General features: G+C 67.2%; 14 protein-coding genes. 5 read left to right on the forward strand and 9 right to left on the reverse strand.

The window, feature by feature from the left end:
* The first annotated feature begins 175 nt into the window (after nt 1-175).
* Nucleotides 176-1,081 (forward strand): DMT family transporter, encoded by a 906-nt coding sequence (locus HPT29_RS21635; protein ID WP_173945159.1) that lies wholly within the window; start codon nt 176-178, stop codon nt 1,079-1,081.
* A 256-nt stretch (nt 1,082-1,337) separates the two neighbouring features.
* Here the strand turns inward: HPT29_RS21635 and purU are convergent, their stop codons facing one another.
* From purU to HPT29_RS21650, 3 genes are all read right to left on the reverse strand, one after another.
* Nucleotides 1,338-2,210 (reverse strand): formyltetrahydrofolate deformylase, encoded by an 873-nt coding sequence (gene purU, locus HPT29_RS21640; RefSeq protein WP_173945158.1) that lies wholly within the window; start codon nt 2,208-2,210, stop codon nt 1,338-1,340.
* Nucleotides 2,211-2,224: 14 nt separating this feature from the next.
* Nucleotides 2,225-3,817 carry a phosphoglycerate dehydrogenase gene (gene serA / locus HPT29_RS21645; RefSeq protein WP_173945157.1) on the reverse strand — a complete coding sequence of 531 codons (1,593 nt, stop codon included), beginning with the start codon at nt 3,815-3,817 and terminating at the stop codon, nt 2,225-2,227.
* 131 nt (nt 3,818-3,948) lie between these two features.
* Nucleotides 3,949-5,121 (reverse strand): phosphoserine transaminase, encoded by a 1,173-nt coding sequence (locus HPT29_RS21650; RefSeq protein ID WP_173945156.1) that lies wholly within the window; start codon nt 5,119-5,121, stop codon nt 3,949-3,951.
* Between the two features lie 247 nt (nt 5,122-5,368).
* On the opposite strand from HPT29_RS21650, the gene HPT29_RS21655 reads away from it, so the two are divergent.
* Nucleotides 5,369-6,637 carry an efflux RND transporter periplasmic adaptor subunit gene (locus HPT29_RS21655; protein ID WP_173945155.1) on the forward strand — a complete coding sequence of 423 codons (1,269 nt, stop codon included), beginning with the start codon at nt 5,369-5,371 and terminating at the stop codon, nt 6,635-6,637.
* Nucleotides 6,638-6,699: 62 nt separating this feature from the next.
* The gene (locus HPT29_RS21660; protein WP_173945154.1) at nt 6,700-9,861 is read left to right on the forward strand and encodes an efflux RND transporter permease subunit; all 3,162 of its coding nucleotides are present in this window, start codon (nt 6,700-6,702) and stop codon (nt 9,859-9,861) included.
* 243 nt (nt 9,862-10,104) lie between these two features.
* Here HPT29_RS21660 and glmM read toward each other — a convergent pair whose 3' ends face one another.
* The 5 genes from glmM to pal all read right to left on the reverse strand — a co-directional run bounded on the left by glmM (nt 10,105) and on the right by pal (nt 16,554).
* Complete coding sequence (glmM, locus tag HPT29_RS21665) at nt 10,105-11,460, reverse strand: phosphoglucosamine mutase (protein ID WP_173945153.1); 1,356 nt, start codon at nt 11,458-11,460, stop codon at nt 10,105-10,107.
* A 226-nt stretch (nt 11,461-11,686) separates the two neighbouring features.
* Nucleotides 11,687-13,606 carry an ATP-dependent zinc metalloprotease FtsH gene (gene ftsH / locus HPT29_RS21670; RefSeq protein ID WP_285892597.1) on the reverse strand — a complete coding sequence of 640 codons (1,920 nt, stop codon included), beginning with the start codon at nt 13,604-13,606 and terminating at the stop codon, nt 11,687-11,689.
* Nucleotides 13,607-13,751: 145 nt separating this feature from the next.
* Nucleotides 13,752-14,771, reverse strand: a complete 1,020-nt coding sequence (gene tilS, locus HPT29_RS21675) for a tRNA lysidine(34) synthetase TilS (RefSeq protein WP_173948009.1) — start codon at nt 14,769-14,771, stop codon at nt 13,752-13,754.
* A 30-nt stretch (nt 14,772-14,801) separates the two neighbouring features.
* Nucleotides 14,802-15,821, reverse strand: coding sequence for a tol-pal system protein YbgF (ybgF, locus tag HPT29_RS21680; protein WP_173948010.1), 1,020 nt, complete (start codon nt 15,819-15,821; stop codon nt 14,802-14,804).
* A gap of 226 nt (nt 15,822-16,047) precedes the next feature.
* Nucleotides 16,048-16,554: a peptidoglycan-associated lipoprotein Pal gene (gene pal, locus HPT29_RS21685; RefSeq protein ID WP_173948011.1), complete on the reverse strand. Its 507-nt coding sequence runs from the start codon at nt 16,552-16,554 to the stop codon at nt 16,048-16,050.
* Between the two features lie 261 nt (nt 16,555-16,815).
* Here pal and HPT29_RS21690 point away from each other — a divergent pair, with 261 nt between their 5' ends.
* Nucleotides 16,816-18,327: a phospholipase D-like domain-containing protein gene (locus HPT29_RS21690; RefSeq protein WP_173948012.1), complete on the forward strand. Its 1,512-nt coding sequence runs from the start codon at nt 16,816-16,818 to the stop codon at nt 18,325-18,327.
* Nucleotides 18,328-18,531: 204 nt separating this feature from the next.
* On the forward strand, nt 18,532-19,146 hold the full coding sequence (locus HPT29_RS21695; RefSeq protein ID WP_173948013.1) for an HdeD family acid-resistance protein: 615 nt from the start codon (nt 18,532-18,534) through the stop codon (nt 19,144-19,146).
* Between the two features lie 40 nt (nt 19,147-19,186).
* Here HPT29_RS21695 and tolB read toward each other — a convergent pair whose 3' ends face one another.
* Nucleotides 19,187-20,521: a Tol-Pal system beta propeller repeat protein TolB gene (gene tolB / locus HPT29_RS21700; protein WP_173948014.1), complete on the reverse strand. Its 1,335-nt coding sequence runs from the start codon at nt 20,519-20,521 to the stop codon at nt 19,187-19,189.

Genomic DNA, 20,521 nt, shown 5'->3' on the forward strand with positions numbered 1-20,521 from the left:
CGTCATGCCGGTTTAGCCGAACGGCGCGCGGCGGCAAGGGCAATCGTACCGGACCCGAACGTCGAATCCGCTCTTGGGGTCGATCCGGTACGATCTTCATGGAGTCGGCGCATCGTCGGCCGCGCAGAAGTGGAGCCGCTTCTGCCCGCGAGGCGCCAGAGAGGTCCGGCCTCCGATGAAATTACTGCATTCGCTCCGGCACGGGCTGTGGGGACAGGCCTACCTGCTGCTTGTCCTCACCACGCTCATGTGGGCCGGCAACGGCATCGCCGGCCGGCTCGCCATCGGGCAGGTCTCGCCCATGGTGCTCACCTGCCTGCGCTGGGTGGTCGTGGTGGCGATCCTGATGCCCCTCGTCGGGCGCCAGCTCGTGGCCGAGCGGGCGAAGTTCCGGGCGCGCTGGCTCTTCACCCTGGTCATGGGTGTCTTCGGCTTCACCGCCTTCAACGCGCTCTTCTACGCCGCCGCCCATCACACCAGCGCCGTCAACCTCACCATCTTTCAGGGTTCGATCCCGGTCTTCGTGCTCATCGGCATGATCGTGGTCTTCCGCGCCCGGGTGATCCCGCTGCAGATCATCGGCATGGTCGTCACCCTGGTGGGCGTGATCACCGTGTCGGTGAAGGCCGATTGGGAGATCCTGAAGGCGCTGGCGATCAATATCGGGGACGTGTGGATGCTCATCGCCTGCGTGTTCTATTCCGTCTACACGCTCGGCCTGCGCTACCGTCCGGAGATGCCGGGCCTCGTGTTCTTCGCCGCCATGGCCCTCGTGGCCTTCGCCAGCTCCCTGCCTCTGGTCGGCGTGGAGATGATCCAGGGCACGGCGCAGTTTCCGACCCCCAATGGATGGCTGATCCTGCTCTACGTCGCGCTCCTCCCCTCGCTGCTCTCGCAGATTTTCTTCATCCGCGGCGTCGAGCTGATCGGCCCTGCGCGGGCGGGCCTCTTCGTCAACCTCGTGCCGGTCTTCGGCGCCCTGCTCGCGGTGGTCCTGCTCGGCGAACCTTTCGCCCTTTATCACGCGATCGGGCTGGCACTGGTGCTCGGCGGAATCGGGCTGGCGGAACGGCGGCGGTAGGGACGGAGTGCGGCAAGCCTTCCTGGCTACGCTCACCCGCGATGCCAGCCTCCCCGTCATGGCCGGCCTCGGGCGCCTTTCTCATTGGGACCACCGGCACAGGGCCGGTGATGACGTGGGAGGTATGGTGACCTGCAGGACTGGCGCATCGCACGGAAAAGTGGATCCGGTTTTCCGCCCCGAACGATGCGCGAGCTCAGAGGATGAGCATCGGAATGGATTCCAAAAGTGCCAGTCCACTTTTGGGTCCGATGCTCTAGTCCGCGAACACCACGGTCTTGCGACCGTTGAGCAGGATGCGGTCCTCGAGGTGGTGGCGCACGGCGCGCGCGAGCACGCGCCGTTCGATGTCGCGCCCTTTGCGGACCAGATCCTCGGCCGAGTCGCGATGGGTGATGGGCTCCACGTCCTGCGCGATGATCGGCCCCTCGTCGAGATCGGACGTTACGTAATGCGCGGTCGCGCCGATCAGCTTCACGCCGCGGGCATGGGCCTGGTGATAGGGCTTGGCGCCCTTGAAGCTCGGAAGGAACGAGTGGTGGATGTTGATGCAGCGACCTGCGAGCTTCGCCGCGAGGCCGTCCGACAGCACCTGCATGTAACGGGCGAGCACCACCAGGTCGGCCTTCGAGTCGCGGATGATCTCCCAGACCCGGGCTTCCTGTTCGAGCTTGGTGTCCTTGGTGACGGGCAGCCAGTGGAACGGCACGTCGCCCAGATCCACATGGCTGTAGGTGTCTGCCGGATGATTGGCGATGACGCCGACGGGCTCGAAATCGAGCTCGCCGATGCGCCAGCGGTAGAGCAGATCGGCGAGGCAATGGTCGAACTTCGAGACCAGCAGCATGACCTTTCGCTTCTCGCCCGGATCGCGAAGGGTCCATGTCATGCCGAAGCGATCGGCGAGCGGCGCGAAGCCGCTCTTGAGGGCCTCGATGTCGCTCGTTCCCGAGACGGGATCGAACACGACACGCATGAAGAAGCGATCCGTCTGCGTGTCGTCGTATTGCTGGGCGTCGAGGATGTTGAGACCGGCATCCGACAGATGTCCCGCGACCGCGGCCACGATGCCGGGACGGTTCGCACAGGCGAGCGTCAGGACGAAGCGCTGCGACGGGACGGAGGCCATCTCGAAACCTCTTCTCAGAACCGCACCGCGCGGGCGCGCTTGACCTGCGGGATCTCCTCGATCCGGCGCAGGAGCTCGTCGGAGACCGGCTGGTCGACGGACACGAAGCAGATGGCATCGCCGCCGGGCTTGTCGCGGCCGAGCGCGAAGGTCGCGACGTTCACGCCGGATTCGCCGAGCAGGGTGCCGAAGCGGCCGATGAAGCCGGGCTTGTCGTCGTTGCGGACGTAGATCATGTTCGGCGCGAACTCCGCGTCGACCGTGATGTCGCGGATCTCGGTCACACGCGGCTTGCCGTCCTGGAACACGGTGCCGCCCGCATGGCGCGGCATGTCGTCCGCATCGACGATGATGCGCACGAAGCTCTCGTAGTCGCGGGCCGCGCTCTCGCGCTTGACCTCCTCCACGGTGATGCCGCGCTCGCGCGCCACCACGGGGGCCGACACCATGTTGATGTCCTGCAGGAAGGGACGCAGCACGCCGGTCACGGCGGCCGAGGTGAGCGCGCGGGTGTTCATCTCCGCCACGGCGCCCTCGTATTCGATCCGGATGCCTTTGATCGGAGCTTCCGTGAGCTGCCCGAGGAAGGAGCCGAGCTTGTCGGCGAGCGCCACGAACGGCTTCAGGCGAGGCGCCTCCTCGGCGGTGATCGACGGGAAGTTCACGGCGTTCTGGATCGCGCCCTGGAGCAGGTAATCCGACATCTGCTCGGCCACCTGCAGGGCCACGTTCTCCTGCGCCTCCGTGGTGGCGGCGCCCAGATGCGGCGTGCAGACCACGTTGGGATGGCCGAAGAGCGGATTGGACGTCGCCGGCTCCTCGACGAACACGTCGAAGGCGGCGCCCGCCACATGGCCGGAATCGAGCGCGGCACGCAGCGCGACCTCGTCGACGAGACCGCCGCGGGCGCAGTTGACGATGCGCACGCCTCTCCTGGTCTTGGCGATGTTCTCCGCCGACAGGACGTTCTTCGTCTTCTCGGTCATCGGCACGTGCAGGGTGATGATGTCGGCGCGGCGCAGCAGGTCGTCGAGCTCCACCTTCTCGACGCCGAGTTCGAGGGCGCGCTCCGGCGACAGGAAGGGATCGTAGGCGATCACCTTCATGCGCAACCCGATGGCGCGGTCGGCCACGATGGACCCGATATTGCCGCAGCCGATCACGCCGAGCACCTTGGCGGTGAGCTCGACGCCCATGAAGCGGTTCTTCTCCCACTTGCCGGCTTGGGTCGAGGCATCGGCCTGCGGGATCTGGCGGGCGAGCGCGAACATCATGGCGATGGCGTGCTCGGCGGTCGTGATGGAATTGCCGAAAGGCGTGTTCATCACGATGATGCCCTTGGCCGTGGCGGCGGGGATCTCGACATTGTCGACCCCGATGCCGGCGCGGCCGATCACCTTCAGGTTTCTGGCCTGTTCCAGGATCTTTGCCGTGACCTTTGTGGCGGACCGGATGGCGAGGCCGTCATACTGGCCGATGATCTGGGCGAGCTTCTCCTTGTCCTTGCCGAGATCGGGCTGGAAGTCGACCTCGATGCCGCGATCCTTGAAGATCTGCACGGCGGCCGGGGACAGGGCGTCGGAAATGAGTACGCGGGGAGCGGGCATGGGTTGAACCTCATGGCGTCATGGCCGGGCTTGTCCCGGCCATCCACGTCCGCCGGTATCGCAAGCTCAGCCCTTGAAAGGCGTGGATCCCCGGGCCGTGCCCGGGGATGACGGTCGTGAGAGGTGTGGCCTCAAGCCGCTTTCGCGAGCTTCGCCTTTTCCTGCGCGAAGGCCCAGTCGAGCCAGGGCGTCAGGGCTTCGAGATCCGACTGCTCGACGGTCGCGCCGCACCATATGCGAAGGCCGGGAGGCGCATCGCGGTAGGCCCCGATATCGAGGGCCACGCCTTCCTTCTCGAGCGCCGCCGTGATGCCCTTGGCCACCTGCGTGACGGCCTCCGGGCCTTTGGCCACCACATCGGGGTCGGCGATCACGAGGCACACGCTGGTGTTGGACGCGGTGGCCGGGACCTTGGCAAGATTGGCGATCCACGGGGTCCTGGCCACCCAGTCATGGATGACCTTGGCGTTGCCGTCGGCCTTGGCCACCAGGGCGCTCAGGCCGCCGATCGACTTCGCCCATTCGAGCGCGTCGATGTAATCCTCGACGGCCAGCATGGACGGGGTGTTGATGGTCTCGCCCTCGAAGATGCCCTCGATGAGCTTGCCGCCCTTGGTCATGCGGAAGATCTTCGGCAGCGGCCAGGCCGGCTTGTAGGTCTCGAGCCGCTCCACGGCGCGGGGCGACAGGATGAGCATGCCGTGGGCCGCCTCCCCGCCCAGAACCTTCTGCCAGGAGAAGGTGACCACGTCGAGCTTCGCGAAATCGAGGGTCTGCGCGAAGGCCGCCGAGGTGGCGTCGCAGATGGTCAGGCCCTCGCGGTCGGCCGCGATCCAGTCGGCGTTGGGCACGCGCACGCCCGAGGTGGTGCCGTTCCAGGTGAAGACCACGTCGCGGGTCTTCGTATCGACCTGCGCGAGGTCAGGAAGCTCACCGTAGGGCGCGGTGATCACGCGGGCGTCGTCGAGCTTGAGCTGCTTGACCACGTCCGTGACCCAGCCCTCGCCGAAGCTCTCCCAGGCCAGCATGTCGACCGGCCGGGCGCCCAGCATCGACCACAGGGCCATCTCCACGGCACCCGTGTCGGAGGCGGGCACGATGCCGATACGGTAATCGGCCGGCACCGCCAGCACCTCGCGGGTGAGGTCGATGGCGAGCTTCAGGCGCGCCTTGCCGAGCTTGGCGCGGTGCGAGCGGCCGAGGCTGTCGGTCTTGAGGTTCTGGAGAGACCATCCGGGGCGCTTCGCGCAGGGTCCGGATGAAAAGAAGGGCGCGCGCGGACGCGCGGCGGGCAGGCTCGTCATGGTATCCATCCTTTCAGATGGGCGCCTCTCGGTGGGGAGAGGTGTCCCGCCGATTGGTATGAATGAGGCGAAGGCCACGGTCAAGGCATTGGTCGCCGGAGCAAAAGGTCAGATTACGAAATCGTAATACAAAACATCGTGTTTGCTGCGTTATGTTCGCAGCGCCCGGCCTATATTGTGCTAGGACAACTTCCGACATTTGTGACCAAAAATGCCGAAAAGGCCGACGACTGAGTAAGGAGCGAGCATGCGTGTGTCCGGTCAACTCGCTGTCATTGCCGTGCTGGGGGCAGCAGGCTTTGGCGGCTGGTACGCCTACCAGGGCGGCCATCTGGCCAATGTGCCCGTGATCGGCGCGTATGTGAGCCAACCCGCAGGCCAGCAGGCCGCCCAGGGCGGACGCGGGCGCGGCGGCCCGACCGGTCCCGCAACGGTCGACGTCGACACGGTCAAGACCGGACGCATCGTGGAGATGCGGGAATCCGTCGGCACGGTCCGTGCCTTTGAATCGATCACCGTGACCGCCAAGGTGGCTGGCATCGTCAATGAGATCGGCTTCGAGGAAGGCCAGAAGGTCAAGGCCGGAGACATGCTGGTCCAGTTCGACGCTGCCGAACGGCGCGCCGAGATCGAGCAGGCGATCGCCGAGGCAAGCCGCGCCGAGGCGCTGAGGAACGAGGTCGCCATCAAGCTGGAGCGTGCTCAGGCGCTCAACCGCACCGGCGCTGGCACTGGCGCTCAGGTCGACGACCTGACGGCTCAGATGAAGTCGCTCGAGGGCTCCATTGCGTCCGCCCGGGCCCAGCGCAAGGCGGCCGAAGCCAGGCTCGAGGACCTGATCATCCGCGCGCCCTTCGCGGGCCGCGTGGGCACCCGCTCCGTCTCCCTCGGCGCCTATGTGGCCCCGGGCACCCGCATCACCTCCCTGGACGACCTGTCGAAGGTGCGCCTCGACTTCGCCGTGCCGGAGAACCTGCTGGGCCGCCTGAAGCCGGGCCAGACGGTCAACGCCATCTCGGCGGCCTACAAGGGCCGCACCTTCAAGGGCAGCGTGTCGACCATCGATCCGCGCGTGGACCAGACGACCCGTACGGCGCGCCTGACGGCCGAGTTCGAGAATTCGGACGAAGCCCTGAAGCCCGGCATGTTCCTGTCGGTGGCCCTGGAGGTCTCGACCAAGGACGATGCCGTCGTGGTCCCGGAGGAGGCCGTGGTCAGCGAGGGCCTGCGCCACATCGTCTATCCGGTGAAGGACAACAAGGTAGAGCGCCGCGTCATCACCATCGGCCAGCGCCAGGGCGGCAAGGTCGAGGTGGTGGATGGCCTCAAGGCCGGCGAGACCATCGTCGTGCTGGGCGTCCAGCGCGTGCGGCCGGGAGCCGAGGTCGTCGCCCGCCCGGTGGGCTCGGGCGCACCGGCGGCCCCTGTCCCGGCGGCCAATCGGGAGCAGCCCTCCCGCTCCTCACTGAACGTGCCGCAGGCCATCGGGGCTGCCCAGGCGGCCGAGCGGAAGTGATTTCTGTCTCCCGCCCCGGCGGGAGGTTTTCGTTTTACTGACTGGTATAGAGCCGAACCGCCATGCAGGTTTCAGACCTCTTCATCCGCCGCCCGGTCTTCGCCGTCGTGGTGAGCCTCCTGCTGATCGTGGGCGGCCTCGCGTCGCTCATGAACCTGCCGGTCCGCGAATATCCGCAAACGGACCGCCCCGTCGTGTCGGTCTCCACGGTCTATCGCGGCGCCTCGAACGAGGTGATCGAGAGCCGGGTGACGGAGATCATCGAGGGCGCGGTCGCCGGCATCGAGGGCATCCGCCAGATCACCTCGCAGAGCCAGAACGACCGCTCGTCCGTCTCGATCGAGTTCGAGGTCTCCCGCGATCCGGAGGCCGCGACCTCCGACGTGCGCGACGCCGTTTCCCGCGTCGCCGGACGACTGCCGGACGGCGCCGATACGCCCGTGGTGCGCAAGGTCGATGCGAACGCCTCGGCCATTATGTGGATCGGCGTCACGTCCACGAGCCTCGATGCGCTCGAGCTCAGCGACTTCCTCAAGCGCGTCTATGTGGACCGCCTCTCCACCGTGCCGGGCGTCGCCAACGTCAACCTGAGCGGCGAGCGGCGCTACGCCATGCGCATCTGGGTCGACAGGCCCGCGCTCGCGGCCCGCGGCCTCACCGTTCAGGACCTGGAGACGGCGATCAAGCGCCAGAACGTGGAGCTGCCCGGCGGCCGGATCGAGTCCAGCCAGCGCGAATTCACCGTCAAGACCGATTCCCGCCTCGCGACGCCCGAGCAGTTCTCGCAGGTGATCGTCACCAACAAGAACGGCTATCTGGTCAGGCTCGGCGAAGTCGCCCAGGTCGAAGTCGGTCCGGAGGACACGCGCTTCGAGTTCTACCAATCGGGCGAGACCGCCATCGGCATGGGCGTCGTGCGTCAGTCGACCGCGAACACGCTGTCCGTAGTCGACGGGGTTCGCAAGGAGCTAGATGAACTGAGCAGTTCGCTGCCGCCCGGCACCACGGCGGAAATCGCCTATGACGAGAGCCAGTTCATCCGCGCCTCGATCGAAGGCGTGCTGCACACCCTGGTGGAAGGCGTCGCCCTGGTGATCCTGGTGATCCTGATCTTCCTGCGAGACTGGCGTTCGACCATCGTGGCCATGGTGGCGATTCCTGTCTCGATCACCGCGGCCTTCATGGTCATGGCCTTCTTCGGCGCCTCCATCAACGTGCTGACGCTCCTCGCGATCGTGCTTGCCATCGGCATCGTGGTGGACGATGCGATCGTGGAGATCGAGAACGTGCACCGGCGCATCGAGGAGGGCCAGCCGCCGCTGCTCGCCTCCTTCGACGGCGCGCGCGAGATCGGCTTCGCGGTGATCGCCACCACGGCGACCCTCATGGCGGTGTTCGTCCCCCTCGCCTTCATGACCGGCAACACGGGCAAGCTCTTCCGCGAGTTCGGCATCACGCTCGCAGCCTCCATCTTCTTCTCGGGCGTCGTCGCCCGCACGCTCACCCCGATGCTGTGCTCCAAGCTCATGGTTCCCGCGCATGGCCGGATCCAGCGCATGACGGAGCCGCTTTTCGAGAAGATGAACGGCGGCTATCGCTGGCTGCTCTCGCGGGCCCTGAGGATTCCGGTCGTCATCCTGTTCATCGGCGTCCTGGTGTCCCTGTCGGCCTACGGCCTGTTTCAGTCCCTGCCGAAGGAATTCGCCCCGACCGAGGATCGCGGCGCCATCATCGTCCGGCTCCAGGCGCCGGAGGGCGCGAGCCTCGACTACACCCGCGATCGGGTGAAGGAGGTCGAAAAGGCCCTGATGCCCCTGCAGGAGAAGGGCCTCGTCGCCTCCATGCTGAGCCAGGTCGCTCCGGGCTTCGCCCGTCCCTCCCCGGTCAACGAGGGCATCGTGATCGTACGCCTGGTTCCCTGGGAGGACCGGACCGAAAGCCAGCAGGACATCGTCCGTCAGATCACCCCGAGGGTATCGAATTTCCCCGGCGCGCGCGTTTCGGTGGTCAACCCGCCGGCCTTCGGCGGCGCCGGCGGCTTCGGCCAGCCGATCCAGTTCGTCCTCGGCGGCCCCGATTACGAGACGATCCGCGGCTGGCGTGACATCGTCATGCAGAAGGCTCAGGAGACGGGCAAGTTCGTCAACATGGACTCAAACTACCGTGAGTCCCAGCCCGACATCCGCGTCCAGATCGACCGCCAGCGCGCCGCCGACCTCGGCGTCTCGGTGGAGGATATCGGCCGCACGCTGGAGCTTATGTTCGGCGAGACCGAAGTCTCGACCTTCGTCAGCCGCGGCGACGAATATCCCGTGATCATGCGCGCCCGGGCCCAGGACCGCGCGACGCCCAACGATCTCACCAACACCTTCATCCGTGCCGCCAACGGCGAGCTCGTTCCGCTCTCCTCCTTCGTATCCTTGACGGAATCGGCCGCCCCGCAGGCCCTGAACCGGTTCGACCGCCTGCGGTCGATCACGATCCAGTCGTCCCTGGCGCCGGGCGTATCCATCGGGGAGGGCCTGGAGATCCTCCAGCAGATCGTGCGCGACAACCTGCCGGCGGAGGTGCGCATCGGCTATACGGGCCAGTCCAAAGACTTCCTGGATTCGACCGGGGCGATCTACGTGACGTTCGCGATGGCGCTCCTGGTGGTGTTCCTGGTGCTCGCCGCCCAGTTCGAGAGCTGGATCAACCCGTTCATCATCATGCTCACGGTGCCGCTCGCGGTGACCGGCGGCTTGCTGGCCCTGTTCGTCACCGGACAGACGCTCAACATCTACAGCCAGATCGGCATGATCCTGCTCATCGGCCTCATGACCAAGAACGGCATCCTGATTGTCGAGTTCTCGAACCAGCTGCGCGAGCGCGGGTATTCGGTGCGCGATGCGGTGGTCGAGGCCTCGGTGCTGCGCCTTAGGCCGATCCTGATGACGTCGATCGCCATGATCGGCGGCGCCATCCCGCTCGCCTGGTCCACCGGCGCCGGCGCCGAGGCGCGCAATGCCATCGGGTCGGTGATCGTGGGCGGCGTCACGGTGTCGACCATCCTGACCATGCTGGTCGTGCCCTCGATCTACCTGCTCCTCGGCGGCTTCACGAAGCCCGCCACCTATGTGAGCGAGCTGCTCGACAGGCTCCGTGCCGAGACCGGCCAGGTCGCGCATGGCGAGGACCTGCCGTCGCGGACGAAGGACGTGCCGCCGGCCCACCCGGCGGAGTGATCTGAGGACGAGTGGCTGAGGGCTTAGTGGCCCTCAGCCCTCAAGGTCAGGCCGGAAGCAATACCCTGTCCCGGCATGGCCGGGCTTGTCCCGGCCATCCCGATGCTGTGAAGCGCTGAGTTCTTCCAATCGGGATCACCGGCACGAGGCCGGTGATGACGTAAAAGCGGCTCGAAACAGAAGCCCCGGCGAGCCGATCGCCGGGGCTTTTTTTGATTCCGACGACCGAACGGACGTCGCGTCCTACGCCGCAGCCCTGGAGGCCGCCTGCGATACGGCTTCCACCACGTCGTCCACCACGCGATTGACGAGATCCTCGTTGTCGCCCTCGCCCATCACGCGGATGACCGGTTCGGTGCCGGAGGGACGGATCACGAGGCGGCCCGCATGCCCGAGGGTCTCGCGGCCCGCCTCGATGGCCTGGATGACCGAGGCCTCCTGCAGGGGCTTGCCGGCCTTGTAGCGCACGTTCTTGAGCACCTGCGGCAGCGGCTCGAAGCAATGGCAGACCTCGGAGACCGGCTTGCCCAGGCTTTTCACCACGGCGAGGAGCTGGAGGGCCGCCACGAGGCCATCGCCCGTGGTGGTGTAGTCGGACATGATGATGTGGCCCGACTGCTCGCCGCCGAGATTGTAGCCATGGGCGCGCATGTGCTCGAGCACGTAGCGGTCCCCGACGGCGGTGCGCACGAGGCCTAGGCCCAGGCCGTTCAGGTACCGTTCCAGGCCGAGATTGGACATGATCGTCGCCACGAGGCCGGGCTGCGCCAGGCGGCCGTCCTCCTTCCAGGAGCGGGCGACCACGCCCATGAGCTGGTCGCCGTCGACCTTGTGGCCCTTCTCATCGACGATCAGCACCCGGTCCGCGTCGCCGTCGAGGGCGATGCCAACGTCGGCGCGCAGCTCGCGGACCTTGTGGATCAGGGCGTCCGGCGCCGTGGAGCCGACGTCGTGGTTGATGTTGAAGCCGTTCGGCTCAACGCCGATGGACACCACCTCGGCGCCGAGCTCCCACAGCGCCTCAGGGGCGACCTTGTAGCCGGCCCCGTTGGCGCAATCGACCACGACGCGCATGCCCTCCAGGTCGATCTGGCGCGGCAGGGTGCGCTTGGCGAACTCGATGTAGCGGGCCTGGACGCTCTCGATGCGCTTGGCGCGGCCGAGGGTGGACGACCCGGCCAGCCGACGGGTCAGGTCGGAATCGATCAGCGCCTCGATCTGAAGCTCGATCTCGTCGTTCAGCTTGAACCCGTCCGGGCCGAACAGCTTGATGCCGTTGTCCTCGTAGGGGTTGTGGGAGGCCGAGATCATCACGCCCAGGTCGCAGCGCATGGAGCGCGTCAGCATGGCGACCGCCGGGGTCGGGATCGGGCCCAGGAGCAGCACGTCCATGCCCACCGAGGTGAAGCCCGCCTGAAGGGCGGATTCGATCATGTAGCCGGAGAGCCGCGTATCCTTGCCGATCACGACCCGGTGGCGGTAATCGCCGCGCTGCTGGAACATGAGGCCGGCCGCCTGCCCGACCCGCAGGGCCAGGTCCGGCGTGATGATGCCGTTGGCGCGGCCCCGAATGCCATCGGTCCCGAAGTATTTCCGCACGTGCTTTGTCTCCGCATTCCGTAGCGCTGATCCACGCTTTGGCTTTTTCAAAGCAACCTCCCTGAATTCGGTCAAGGGACCCGAGCCAATGCGCGCCATCACAAGTGATAAGCGATTGTTACAGGTCTCAACCTGGTCCTTACGGAGTATTAGATCTTTGAGGTAAACAAAAAAGTACGCCCGCCAGGGGGGCGGGCGTACTGGATCAGAGGGTTTTCGATGGTTCTCAGGCCTGCGGCTGGGGCTCCATGCCGCCATCGTTCTCCCGAGGCCGGCCGCGGCCGGCGGTGGGGACGGCGGAGCCGCGGCTCGGCGTGGCAGGCTCCCCGGTGTCGCGCACCGGCGGCTGGCCGTCGAGCAGATTGCGGATCTCTTCGCCGGTCAGGGTCTCGTACTCGAGCAGGCCGCGGGCCAGGGCTTCGAGTTCGTGCGCCTTCTCGGTCAGGATGCGCCGGGCGTCGTTGAGCCCGTCTTCGACCAGGCGGCGGACCTCCGAGTCGATCTTCTGAGCCGTTGCCTCGGACACGTTCTGCTGGCGTCCCATCTGCATGCCGAGGAAGACCTCGTCCTGGTTCTCGCCGTAGGCAACCGTCCCAAGTTCGGGCGAGAAGCCCCAGCGGGTCACCATCATGCGGGCGAGGCGGGTTGCCTGCTCGATGTCGGACTGGGCGCCGGACGTGACCTTGTCCTTGCCGAAGATCATCTCCTCGGCGATGCGGCCGCCCATCATGATGGCGAGACGCGAGGTCATCTGCTCGTAGGACATGGACAGCTTGTCCCGCTCGGGGAGCTGCATGACCATGCCGAGCGCACGGCCGCGCGGGATGATGGTGGCCTTGTGCACCGGGTCGGTGGCCGGCACGTTCAGCGCCACGACGGCATGGCCGGCCTCGTGATAGGCGGTCAGGCGCTTCTCGTCGTCGGTCATGACGAGGGTGCGGCGCTCGGCGCCCATCATCACCTTGTCCTTGGCGTCCTCGAACTCGCGCATGGTGACGATGCGCTTGCCGCGGCGGGCGGCCAGCAGGGCCGCCTCGTTGACGAGGTTCATGAGATCGGCGCCCGAGAAGCCGGGGGTGCCGCGGGCGATGATCTTCAGGTCCACGTCGGGCGCCAGCGGCACCTTGCGGACATGGACGCGCAGGATCTTCTCGCGGCCGACCACGTCCGGGTTCGGGACGACGATCTGGCGGTCGAAGCGGCCCGGGCGCAGAAGCGCCGGGTCGAGCACGTCGGGGCGGTTGGTGGCCGCGATGATGATCACGCCCTCGTTGGCCTCGAATCCGTCCATCTCCACCAGGAGCTGGTTGAGGGTCTGCTCGCGCTCGTCGTTGCCGCCGCCGAGGCCGGCGCCGCGATGGCGGCCGACCGCGTCGATCTCGTCGATGAAGATGATGCAGGGGGCGTTCTTCTTCGCCTGCTCGAACATGTCGCGGACACGGGAGGCGCCGACGCCCACGAACATCTCGACGAAGTCGGAGCCCGAGATGGTGAAGAACGGCACGTTGGCCTCGCCCGCGACCGCCCGGGCGGTCAGGGTCTTACCGGTGCCGGGAGGGCCGACGAGCAGCACGCCGCGGGGGATCCGGCCGCCCAGGCGCTGGAACTTCTGCGGGTCGCGCAGGAACTCCACCACCTCCTGCAGGTCTTCCTTGGCCTCGTCGATGCCCGCCACGTCGTCGAAGGTGACGCGGCCATGCGCCTCGGTCAGGAGCTTCGCCTTGGACTTGCCGAAGCCCATGGCCCGGCCGGCGCCGCTCTGCATCTGGCGCGACAGGAACACCCAGGCCCCGATGAAGAGCGCGATGGGCAGGATGTTCATGAGGACCGCGATGAACCAGGGGGTCGAGTCCGACTGCGGGCGGGCCGTGATCTGCACGCCCTTCTGCTGCAGCTTCGTGACCAGCATCGGGTCGCTCGGCGCATAAGTCGTGAAGGTGCGCCCGTCCGTGTAGGTGCCGCTGATCTCCGGCCCGGAGATGACGACGCTGGTGATGCGTCCGGCATCGGCCTCGCTGAGGAGCTGGCTGTAGGCGATATCGCTGCCGCCGCCCCTTTGGCCCGGGCTCTGGAAAAGGGTCACGAGCGCCAGCACCAGGAGGAAGATGACGACCCACAAGGCGAAGTTGCGGAAATTTGAATTCATCGGATCAGGTTCTGCCCCAGAGGGAGATGAAGCGCAGGGAGATCTCCCCGCACGGTTAAACTCAATGTAGGCACACCGTCCCGCCTTGCCAAGGGAATGCGGCACCCATGGGGCGCGATCCGATAACGTTGGCTAAGAGATTCGGCTAACGGCCCCGGCGCCGGGGCGGTTCCGGCCGGATGGACACCCGCCCCGCGCGATTGAGCCGCACGAGGGCGCCGGCGATGGTGAGGCTCGAGCCCTCCCCTGCCCTGAGGGCGTCCCGGAGCCGCTCCGTACAGGCTTCGAGCCGGTCGAGACGGCCGGCCGCGAAACCCGCCCTGACCAGGGCCTGATCCAGCGCCCGGACGGCAATGGCGAAAGGCTCGCTTGCAAGGATGCCGGCCTGGAACGAGAGACAGTTGCCTTCGAAGATCGGATCCGCCTGGTCCAGAACCTCGCGCGCCTTGAGGCCGAGCGCCTCCTCGGCCTGGGCGGCTCGCCCGGCGAGGCGCGCCAGCCGCTCGGCATCGAGCCCCTCCGCGGCCAGGAGCGGCATGAGCCTGCGCCAGCGCACGCGGGCGTAAAGCTCGCTGGCGTTGGACGGATCCTCCACGAAGGGCCAGCCCCGCTCCCGGCAGAGATCGAGGAGGGCAGCCTTCGGCCAGTCGAGCAGGGGGCGCACGTGCCGGATACCGGACCGGTCGGTCTCGCGGCGCATGCCGGCAACACCCGCAAGGCCCGAGCCCCGGGCCATCCGCATCAGCACCGTCTCGGCCTGATCGTCGCGGGTATGGGCGGTGACGAGATGGGTCGCGTCGGCCTGGAGGGCATGTCCGACGAGGAGCCGGTAGCGCGCCTCGCGCGCCGCCTCCTGGATGCCCGTCCGCGGCTTGTCGCCGGTCCAGGCGAGGATCGTGTGCGGCAGGCCCAAGGCGGCGGCTTCCCACCCGACGAACACGGCCTCGGCGGCGGCTTCCGGCCGCAGGCCGTGATCGACGGTGGCGATCAGGACAGGAGGCCGTGAGCCGGATGCGGCCCAGCGGGCGAGCAGATGCATCAGGACAGTCGAATCGGGCCCGCCCGACACGGCGGCAACGATGCCCGAGGCTTGGCTCAGAGAGGCGAAAAGGCGCTCCAGCCCATCATCCGAGAGCGCATCCTCGGGGGGCGGAGGAGAGGCCATCACCCGGCCCTCGCAGAATCGGTCAGCGGCTCAGCTGCACTTGATGCGCTTCTGCTCGCGGTCGGAGGCCTGGCGCACGGGGGCCGAGGCCTGGGGGTACTTGCGGTCGAGCTCGGCGAAGACCGCGCAGGCGCGGTCCTTGGCTCCGAGCCCGTTCAGCGAGATGCCGAGCCGCAGCAGGGCATCGGGCGCCTTGGCGGCGTCGGGGTGTTCGGCCGTGACGTTCAGGAACTGCTCGGCGGCCTCGCGGTAGCGGTTGCGCTGGAGGTAGGTCTCGCCCAGCCAGAAGGTCGCCTCGGGCACCAGCTTGTCGCGGGGATTGGACTGCAGGAAACGGCGGAAGCCCATCTCGGCCTGGTCGTACTGCTTCTGCGCGAAGGAGGCATAGGCGGCATCGAAATCGGAGCGAGGGTTGCCGACGCTCGTTGCCGCGACGCTCGGGCCCGGCCGCTCGGCCAGGGCACCCTGGGGAAGGGCACCCTGGGGAAGGGCTCCCTGCGGCAGCCCGGCGACACGCTCGTGCGCACCGCCGCCATCCATCGGAACTCCGTCGAGGCCGCCCTCCTCGTCCTGCTCGATCAGGTCGCCGATCCCGGCGAGCCGCCCGCCGGGCAGCGGCACGGGACGGCCCGCATCCGCCGTCAGAGGGGCAGACGGGGTCGTGGTGCCGAGCGGCCTGGGCGCCCCGGGAGCGTCCGGCGTCTCGGACGGGTCGAACACGTCGCTCCGGCGCTGCGGCTGGGCTGGGGCCGGCTGGGCCTGGGGCTGCGCCGGGCGTGCCGGCGTGGTGGTGGGCGACGAAGGCCGAGAACCGCCACGGCCTTCCTGGAAGCGGAACTCCACGTCCTCCTGGAACTTGCGGAGCTGCTCCTTGAGCTGGCGGTTTTCGTGCTGAAGCTGCTCCATCTGGCCGGAGAGCTGGCGGAACTGGCTCTCGAGCCGGTTCAGGCGCACGATCGCATCGGCGGCATCCTGCGCAGCGGCAGGGGAGACCGCAGTTGCAGCCAGAGCCAAGGCAAAGGCGAAAAAGACAAACAGACGTCGAAACATGCTGGGATACCGTGAGGGTCCTCGGACGAGGAGGCCGATAACACAAAAGCGCCGCCACGGCGATACCGTGGCGGCGCTTTGCGATGTCACGAGAGCTTGAACTCGAGACCCGAACCCGACCATGGACCCGGTTCGTGGGATCAAAGCCAATGCTCCCTCATTGAAGAGCGCATCGTCCGGGCGGAAAACCGGATCCACTTGTCGGCACGATGCGCCGGGTGAGGCTTTATGCCCCGGCGCCGCCGCCGAGCACGGTGACCGCGCGGCGGTTCTGCGACCAGCAGGAGATGTCGTTGCAGACCGCGACGGGACGTTCCTTGCCGTAGGACACGGTGCGGAAACGGTTGCCCGGGATGCCGCGGGAGATGAGATAGTCGCGGACGACCTGGGCGCGGCGGGCGGAGAGCGAGTAGTTGTACTCGCGGGTGCCGCGCTCGTCCGCATGGCCTTCGAGGATGAAGGTGTAGTTCGGATAGCGCTGCAGCCACTGCGCCTGCTTGTCGAGGGTGGCGACGGCCGTGGGGGTCAGGTCGGTCGAGTCGGTCTCGAAGAACACGCGGTCGCCCACGTTGACGACGAAATCCTGGGCACTGCCCGGGGTGGCGGCGCCGCCGGCCCCGAAGCCTCCGGCTCCAGCTCCATCGGCCATGCCATCTTTGTTGGACGAACACGCCGCCGCCCCGAGGGCGAGGACGATAGCAGCGGCGAACTTGACGGCGCGCAGCGTCATCATTGGCAATACTCCTTACACATACGTTTGCCGAACGTTGTGTCTTTCATATCGGGAGGATGGTTAAAGGAGGGTTCCGTCAACCGTGAGGAGACATGCGGGATTAAGGTGAATTATGGCCAAGTTGTGGAAGTTCGGGTTAGGGTTAACCGCCCGTAAAAACCTTCATGCGGCGTTCTTCATTCCTATCGTAAGGTCATCCCGCAAGGTGGTCCACGCGAAGCTCGGCTGCTGCCGATTGTGCGTCTCGAGCGTTGAGAGGTGATGAATATCGTGACGACCCAGTCCGGAAGCCGCGGACATCCCTATCGCCAAGCCCTGGACGATCTCCGTCTGGAGAGGGCGTTCTCGCGCATCGCCGACAGCGACCTGCGCCACGGCAACGCCATCGCCCTGCTGCGGGACTCGCGGGAGAACTACCCGGCCTGGCTGGAGGCGATCCGGTCGGCGCGGACCGTGATCCATTTCGAGAACTTCATCATCGCGGACGACGAGACCGGCCAGGCCTTCGCGGAAGCCCTCATGGAGCGGGCCCGTGCCGGCGTGCGGGTCCGGGTGCTCTACGACTGGCTCGGATCCTCCTTCCGCGCCCTGCCCCGTTACTGGCGACGCCTGCGCGAGGCCGGGGTCGAGGCCCGGGTCTTCAACCCTCCCCGGCTGACCGACCCGTTCTGGGTTCGCCGCGACCATCGCAAGCTGATCACCGTCGACGGGCGCATCGCCTTCGTGTCCGGTCTGTGCATCTCGGACAACTGGGTCGGCAAGAACGGCCACGAACCATGGCGTGATACGGGCCTGTCCCTGGAAGGGCCCGTGGTGGCGGATCTCGACGCGACCTTCGCCGAGAGCTGGGTTCTCGCCGGCATGAAGCCGATCCCGAGGTCCGAGATGCCCCACGCCGACCTGATCCCGCATGCCGGTTCCGTGGCGGCGCGGGTCATCAGCGGCGAGCCCGGCATGTTCCGTACCTACCGGGTCGACCAGTTCATCGCCGCGACCGCCCAGCGCAACCTCTGGCTCACCGACGCCTATTTCGTCGCCACCACGTCCTACGTGCAGGCCCTGGGGGAAGCGGCGCGAGACGGCGTGGACGTGCGTCTCCTCGTTCCCGGATCGAGCGACGTGCCGGCCCTGCAGCCGGTGGTGCGGGCCGGCTACCGCTCCCTCATCGAAGCCGGCATCAGGGTCTATGAATGGAACGGCTCGATGCTCCACGCCAAGACGGCGGTGGTAGACGGACGCTGGGCCCGGGTCGGGTCCACCAACCTCAACATCGCCAGCTGGGCGACGAACTGGGAGCTCGACGTGGTGGTCGAGGATCCGGGCTTCGCCGAGGCCATGGAGGCGATGTACCTGGAGGATCTAGCCAACGCGACGGAGATCGTCCCCGGCTGGCAGTCGAGGCGGCGCCAGGCCAGGAACATGCGCTCGCGCCGCGGCCATCGCTTCAAGAGAGGCGGCGTGCGCAGGCTCGCGGCCGGCGCCCTGGCGCTGTCGAGCACGGTCGGCAAGGCAGTCGGATCCCGCTCCCTCACGGCCACGGAGGCGAGCAGCGTCGCGATCATCGGCTTCGCATTCCTGGCCCTCGCCGCGCTGGTCACGGCCTTCCCTGTCGTGATCGTCTCTCCGATCGTCATCGTGCTGGCCTGGCTCGGGATCGCGCTCCTGATCCGCGCCTTCCGGCTCAAGCGGCGGGTGCGCCTGAGGCACCGGAAGCTTGCCCTCCGGCGCAAACTGAGCAAGATCAAGCAGAACGAGGCGTCGCCCGGCGAATAGGCATCGAGAAGAATAAAAGGAAACCAACGGTCAAGCTTGGCGTTGACCTCGAGCAGGCGCATCGCGCGGGCCGGAAGGACCGCGTCCGCAAGACGTTCATCAGAATGCGCCCCAGGGGAGTGAACATCGGATGGGTCCGGACTGGAGATCCGCTTGCCACGTCCGATGCTGAAAGCAGTGCGTCCCTTTTCGAGGAGGACTCCTATGGCTACAGGCACCACCGGCTCTTTCAACACCCTTGATCGCACCCACGCCATGAGCCAGCTTCTGGCGCAGAACTGGTGGGCTCTGGCGCTCCGCGGCGTCTTTGCGATCATCTTTGCCCTCATCGCCTTCTTCTCGCCGGGAGCCACGCTCCTGTCCCTGGTCTGGGTCTTCGCCGCCTACATGCTGGTCGACGGCGTGTTCGGCATCGTGGCGGCGGTCCGGGCCGCGTCCAACAACCAGCGCTGGGGCCTTCTGATCCTCGAGGGCATCCTCAACATCCTGGTCGGCGTCGTCGCGTTCATCATGCCCGGGCTGACGGTCCTGTTCTTCGTCACCCTGATGGCCGTGTGGTCGCTGATCACCGGCGTCCTGATGATCGTGGCCGCGTTCAAGCTCAACCCGACCTACGGCCGCGGCTGGCTGATCTTCAGCGGCATCGTGTCGGTGCTGTTCGGCGTCGCGCTGCTGCTCGCCCCCCTCGTCGGCGCCGTGGTGCTGACCTGGTGGCTCGGCGCCTATGCGCTCGTCTTCGGCATCTCCCTCCTGGTCCTCGCCTTCAAGCTCAAGGGCCACAAGGACGAGACCGGCAGCGCAGCCCCGATGGCCGCCTAAATAAGGGAAAGGGCGCCAGAGGCGCCCTTTCGACGTCGATTCAGTTGCTCTGCCGGCTCTCGCTCAGAAGCGGCGACCAGGTGGGGTCGGACGCGAAGGACGGGGTCGGCACCGGCTGTTCCACGCGGCCGGTGATGTCGACCATGTAGAGCTTGCCGCCGGCCTGTCCGCCCGGATCGCGGAAGAACAGGATGTACTGGCCGTTGGGCGCCCAGGTCGGGCTCTCGTTGTGGAAGCCTTCCGTAAGGATGCGCTCGCCCGAGCCGTCCGGCTTCATGATGCCGATGGCGAAGCCGCCCGCGCGCTGCTTCGTGAAGGCGATGTAGTCGCCGCGGGGCGACCAGGCCGGCTGCGAATAGGCGCCGTCGCCGAAGGAGATGCGGCGCTGATTCGAGCCGTCCGCGTTCATGGCGTAGATCTGCTGCTTGCCGCCGCGGTCGCTCTCGAACACGATCTGGCTGCCGTCCGGCGAGAAGGACGGCGAGGTGTCGATGGCGGCCGTCGATGTCAGGCGCGTGGTGTTGCGCGAGCCCAGATCCATCATGAAGATGTTGGCGTTGCCGCCCTGCTGCAGGCTCATGACGATGCGCTGCCCGTCGGGCGCGAAGCGCGGCGAGGAGGCCATGTCGGGGAAGTTGCCCAGCACCTGACGGGTGCCTGTCTCCAGGTTGATGACCTGAACGCGCGGCTGCTGGCCCTCGACCTGGGCCGAATAGGTGATGTCCTGGGTGGCCGGCGAGTAGCGCGGCGTCACCACCGAGGTGTCGCCTTGCGTCAGGTAGCGCACGTTGGCCCCGTCCTGATCCATGATCGCCAGGCGCTTGCGCCGGTTCTCCTTCGGGCCCGATTCGTCGACGAACACGATGCGCGTGTCGAAGAAGCCGCCGAAGCCCGTCACCTTGGAATAGACCGCATCGGAGATGATGTGGCCGACGCGGCGCCAGAAATTGGCGTCCGTCACGTATTGCTGGCCGGTGAGCTGCTGGCCGGACTCAATGTCCCACAGGCGGAACTCGGCGCGAAGGCGGCCCGACGGATCGCGCGAGACGCGGCCCGTCACGAGCGCCTGGGCGCCCGCCATCTTCCAGGCGTCGAAGCGCGGCGCCGCGTCGAAGGAGGGACGCTCGGGGAAGCGCGACTTGTCGAGCGGCGCGAAATAGCCGGAGCGCTGCAGATTGCTGGTGATGATGCCGGACACCCGCTGCCCGAGATCGCCCTCGCCGGAGAAATCGGCAACGGCGATCGGCATGGGCTGGAACTGCCCGCCCGGTCCGACGCGGAAGGAGAGCTGCGCCTGGGCGGCCGGCGCGAGCGCCGCCATCGGCACGACGACGGCCAGCGCGACGAGAAGACGGGAAAGGAAGCGAGTGATCAT

Source organism: Microvirga terrae (assembly GCF_013307435.2).
In the GTDB taxonomy this organism is placed as follows: domain Bacteria; phylum Pseudomonadota; class Alphaproteobacteria; order Rhizobiales; family Beijerinckiaceae; genus Microvirga; species Microvirga terrae.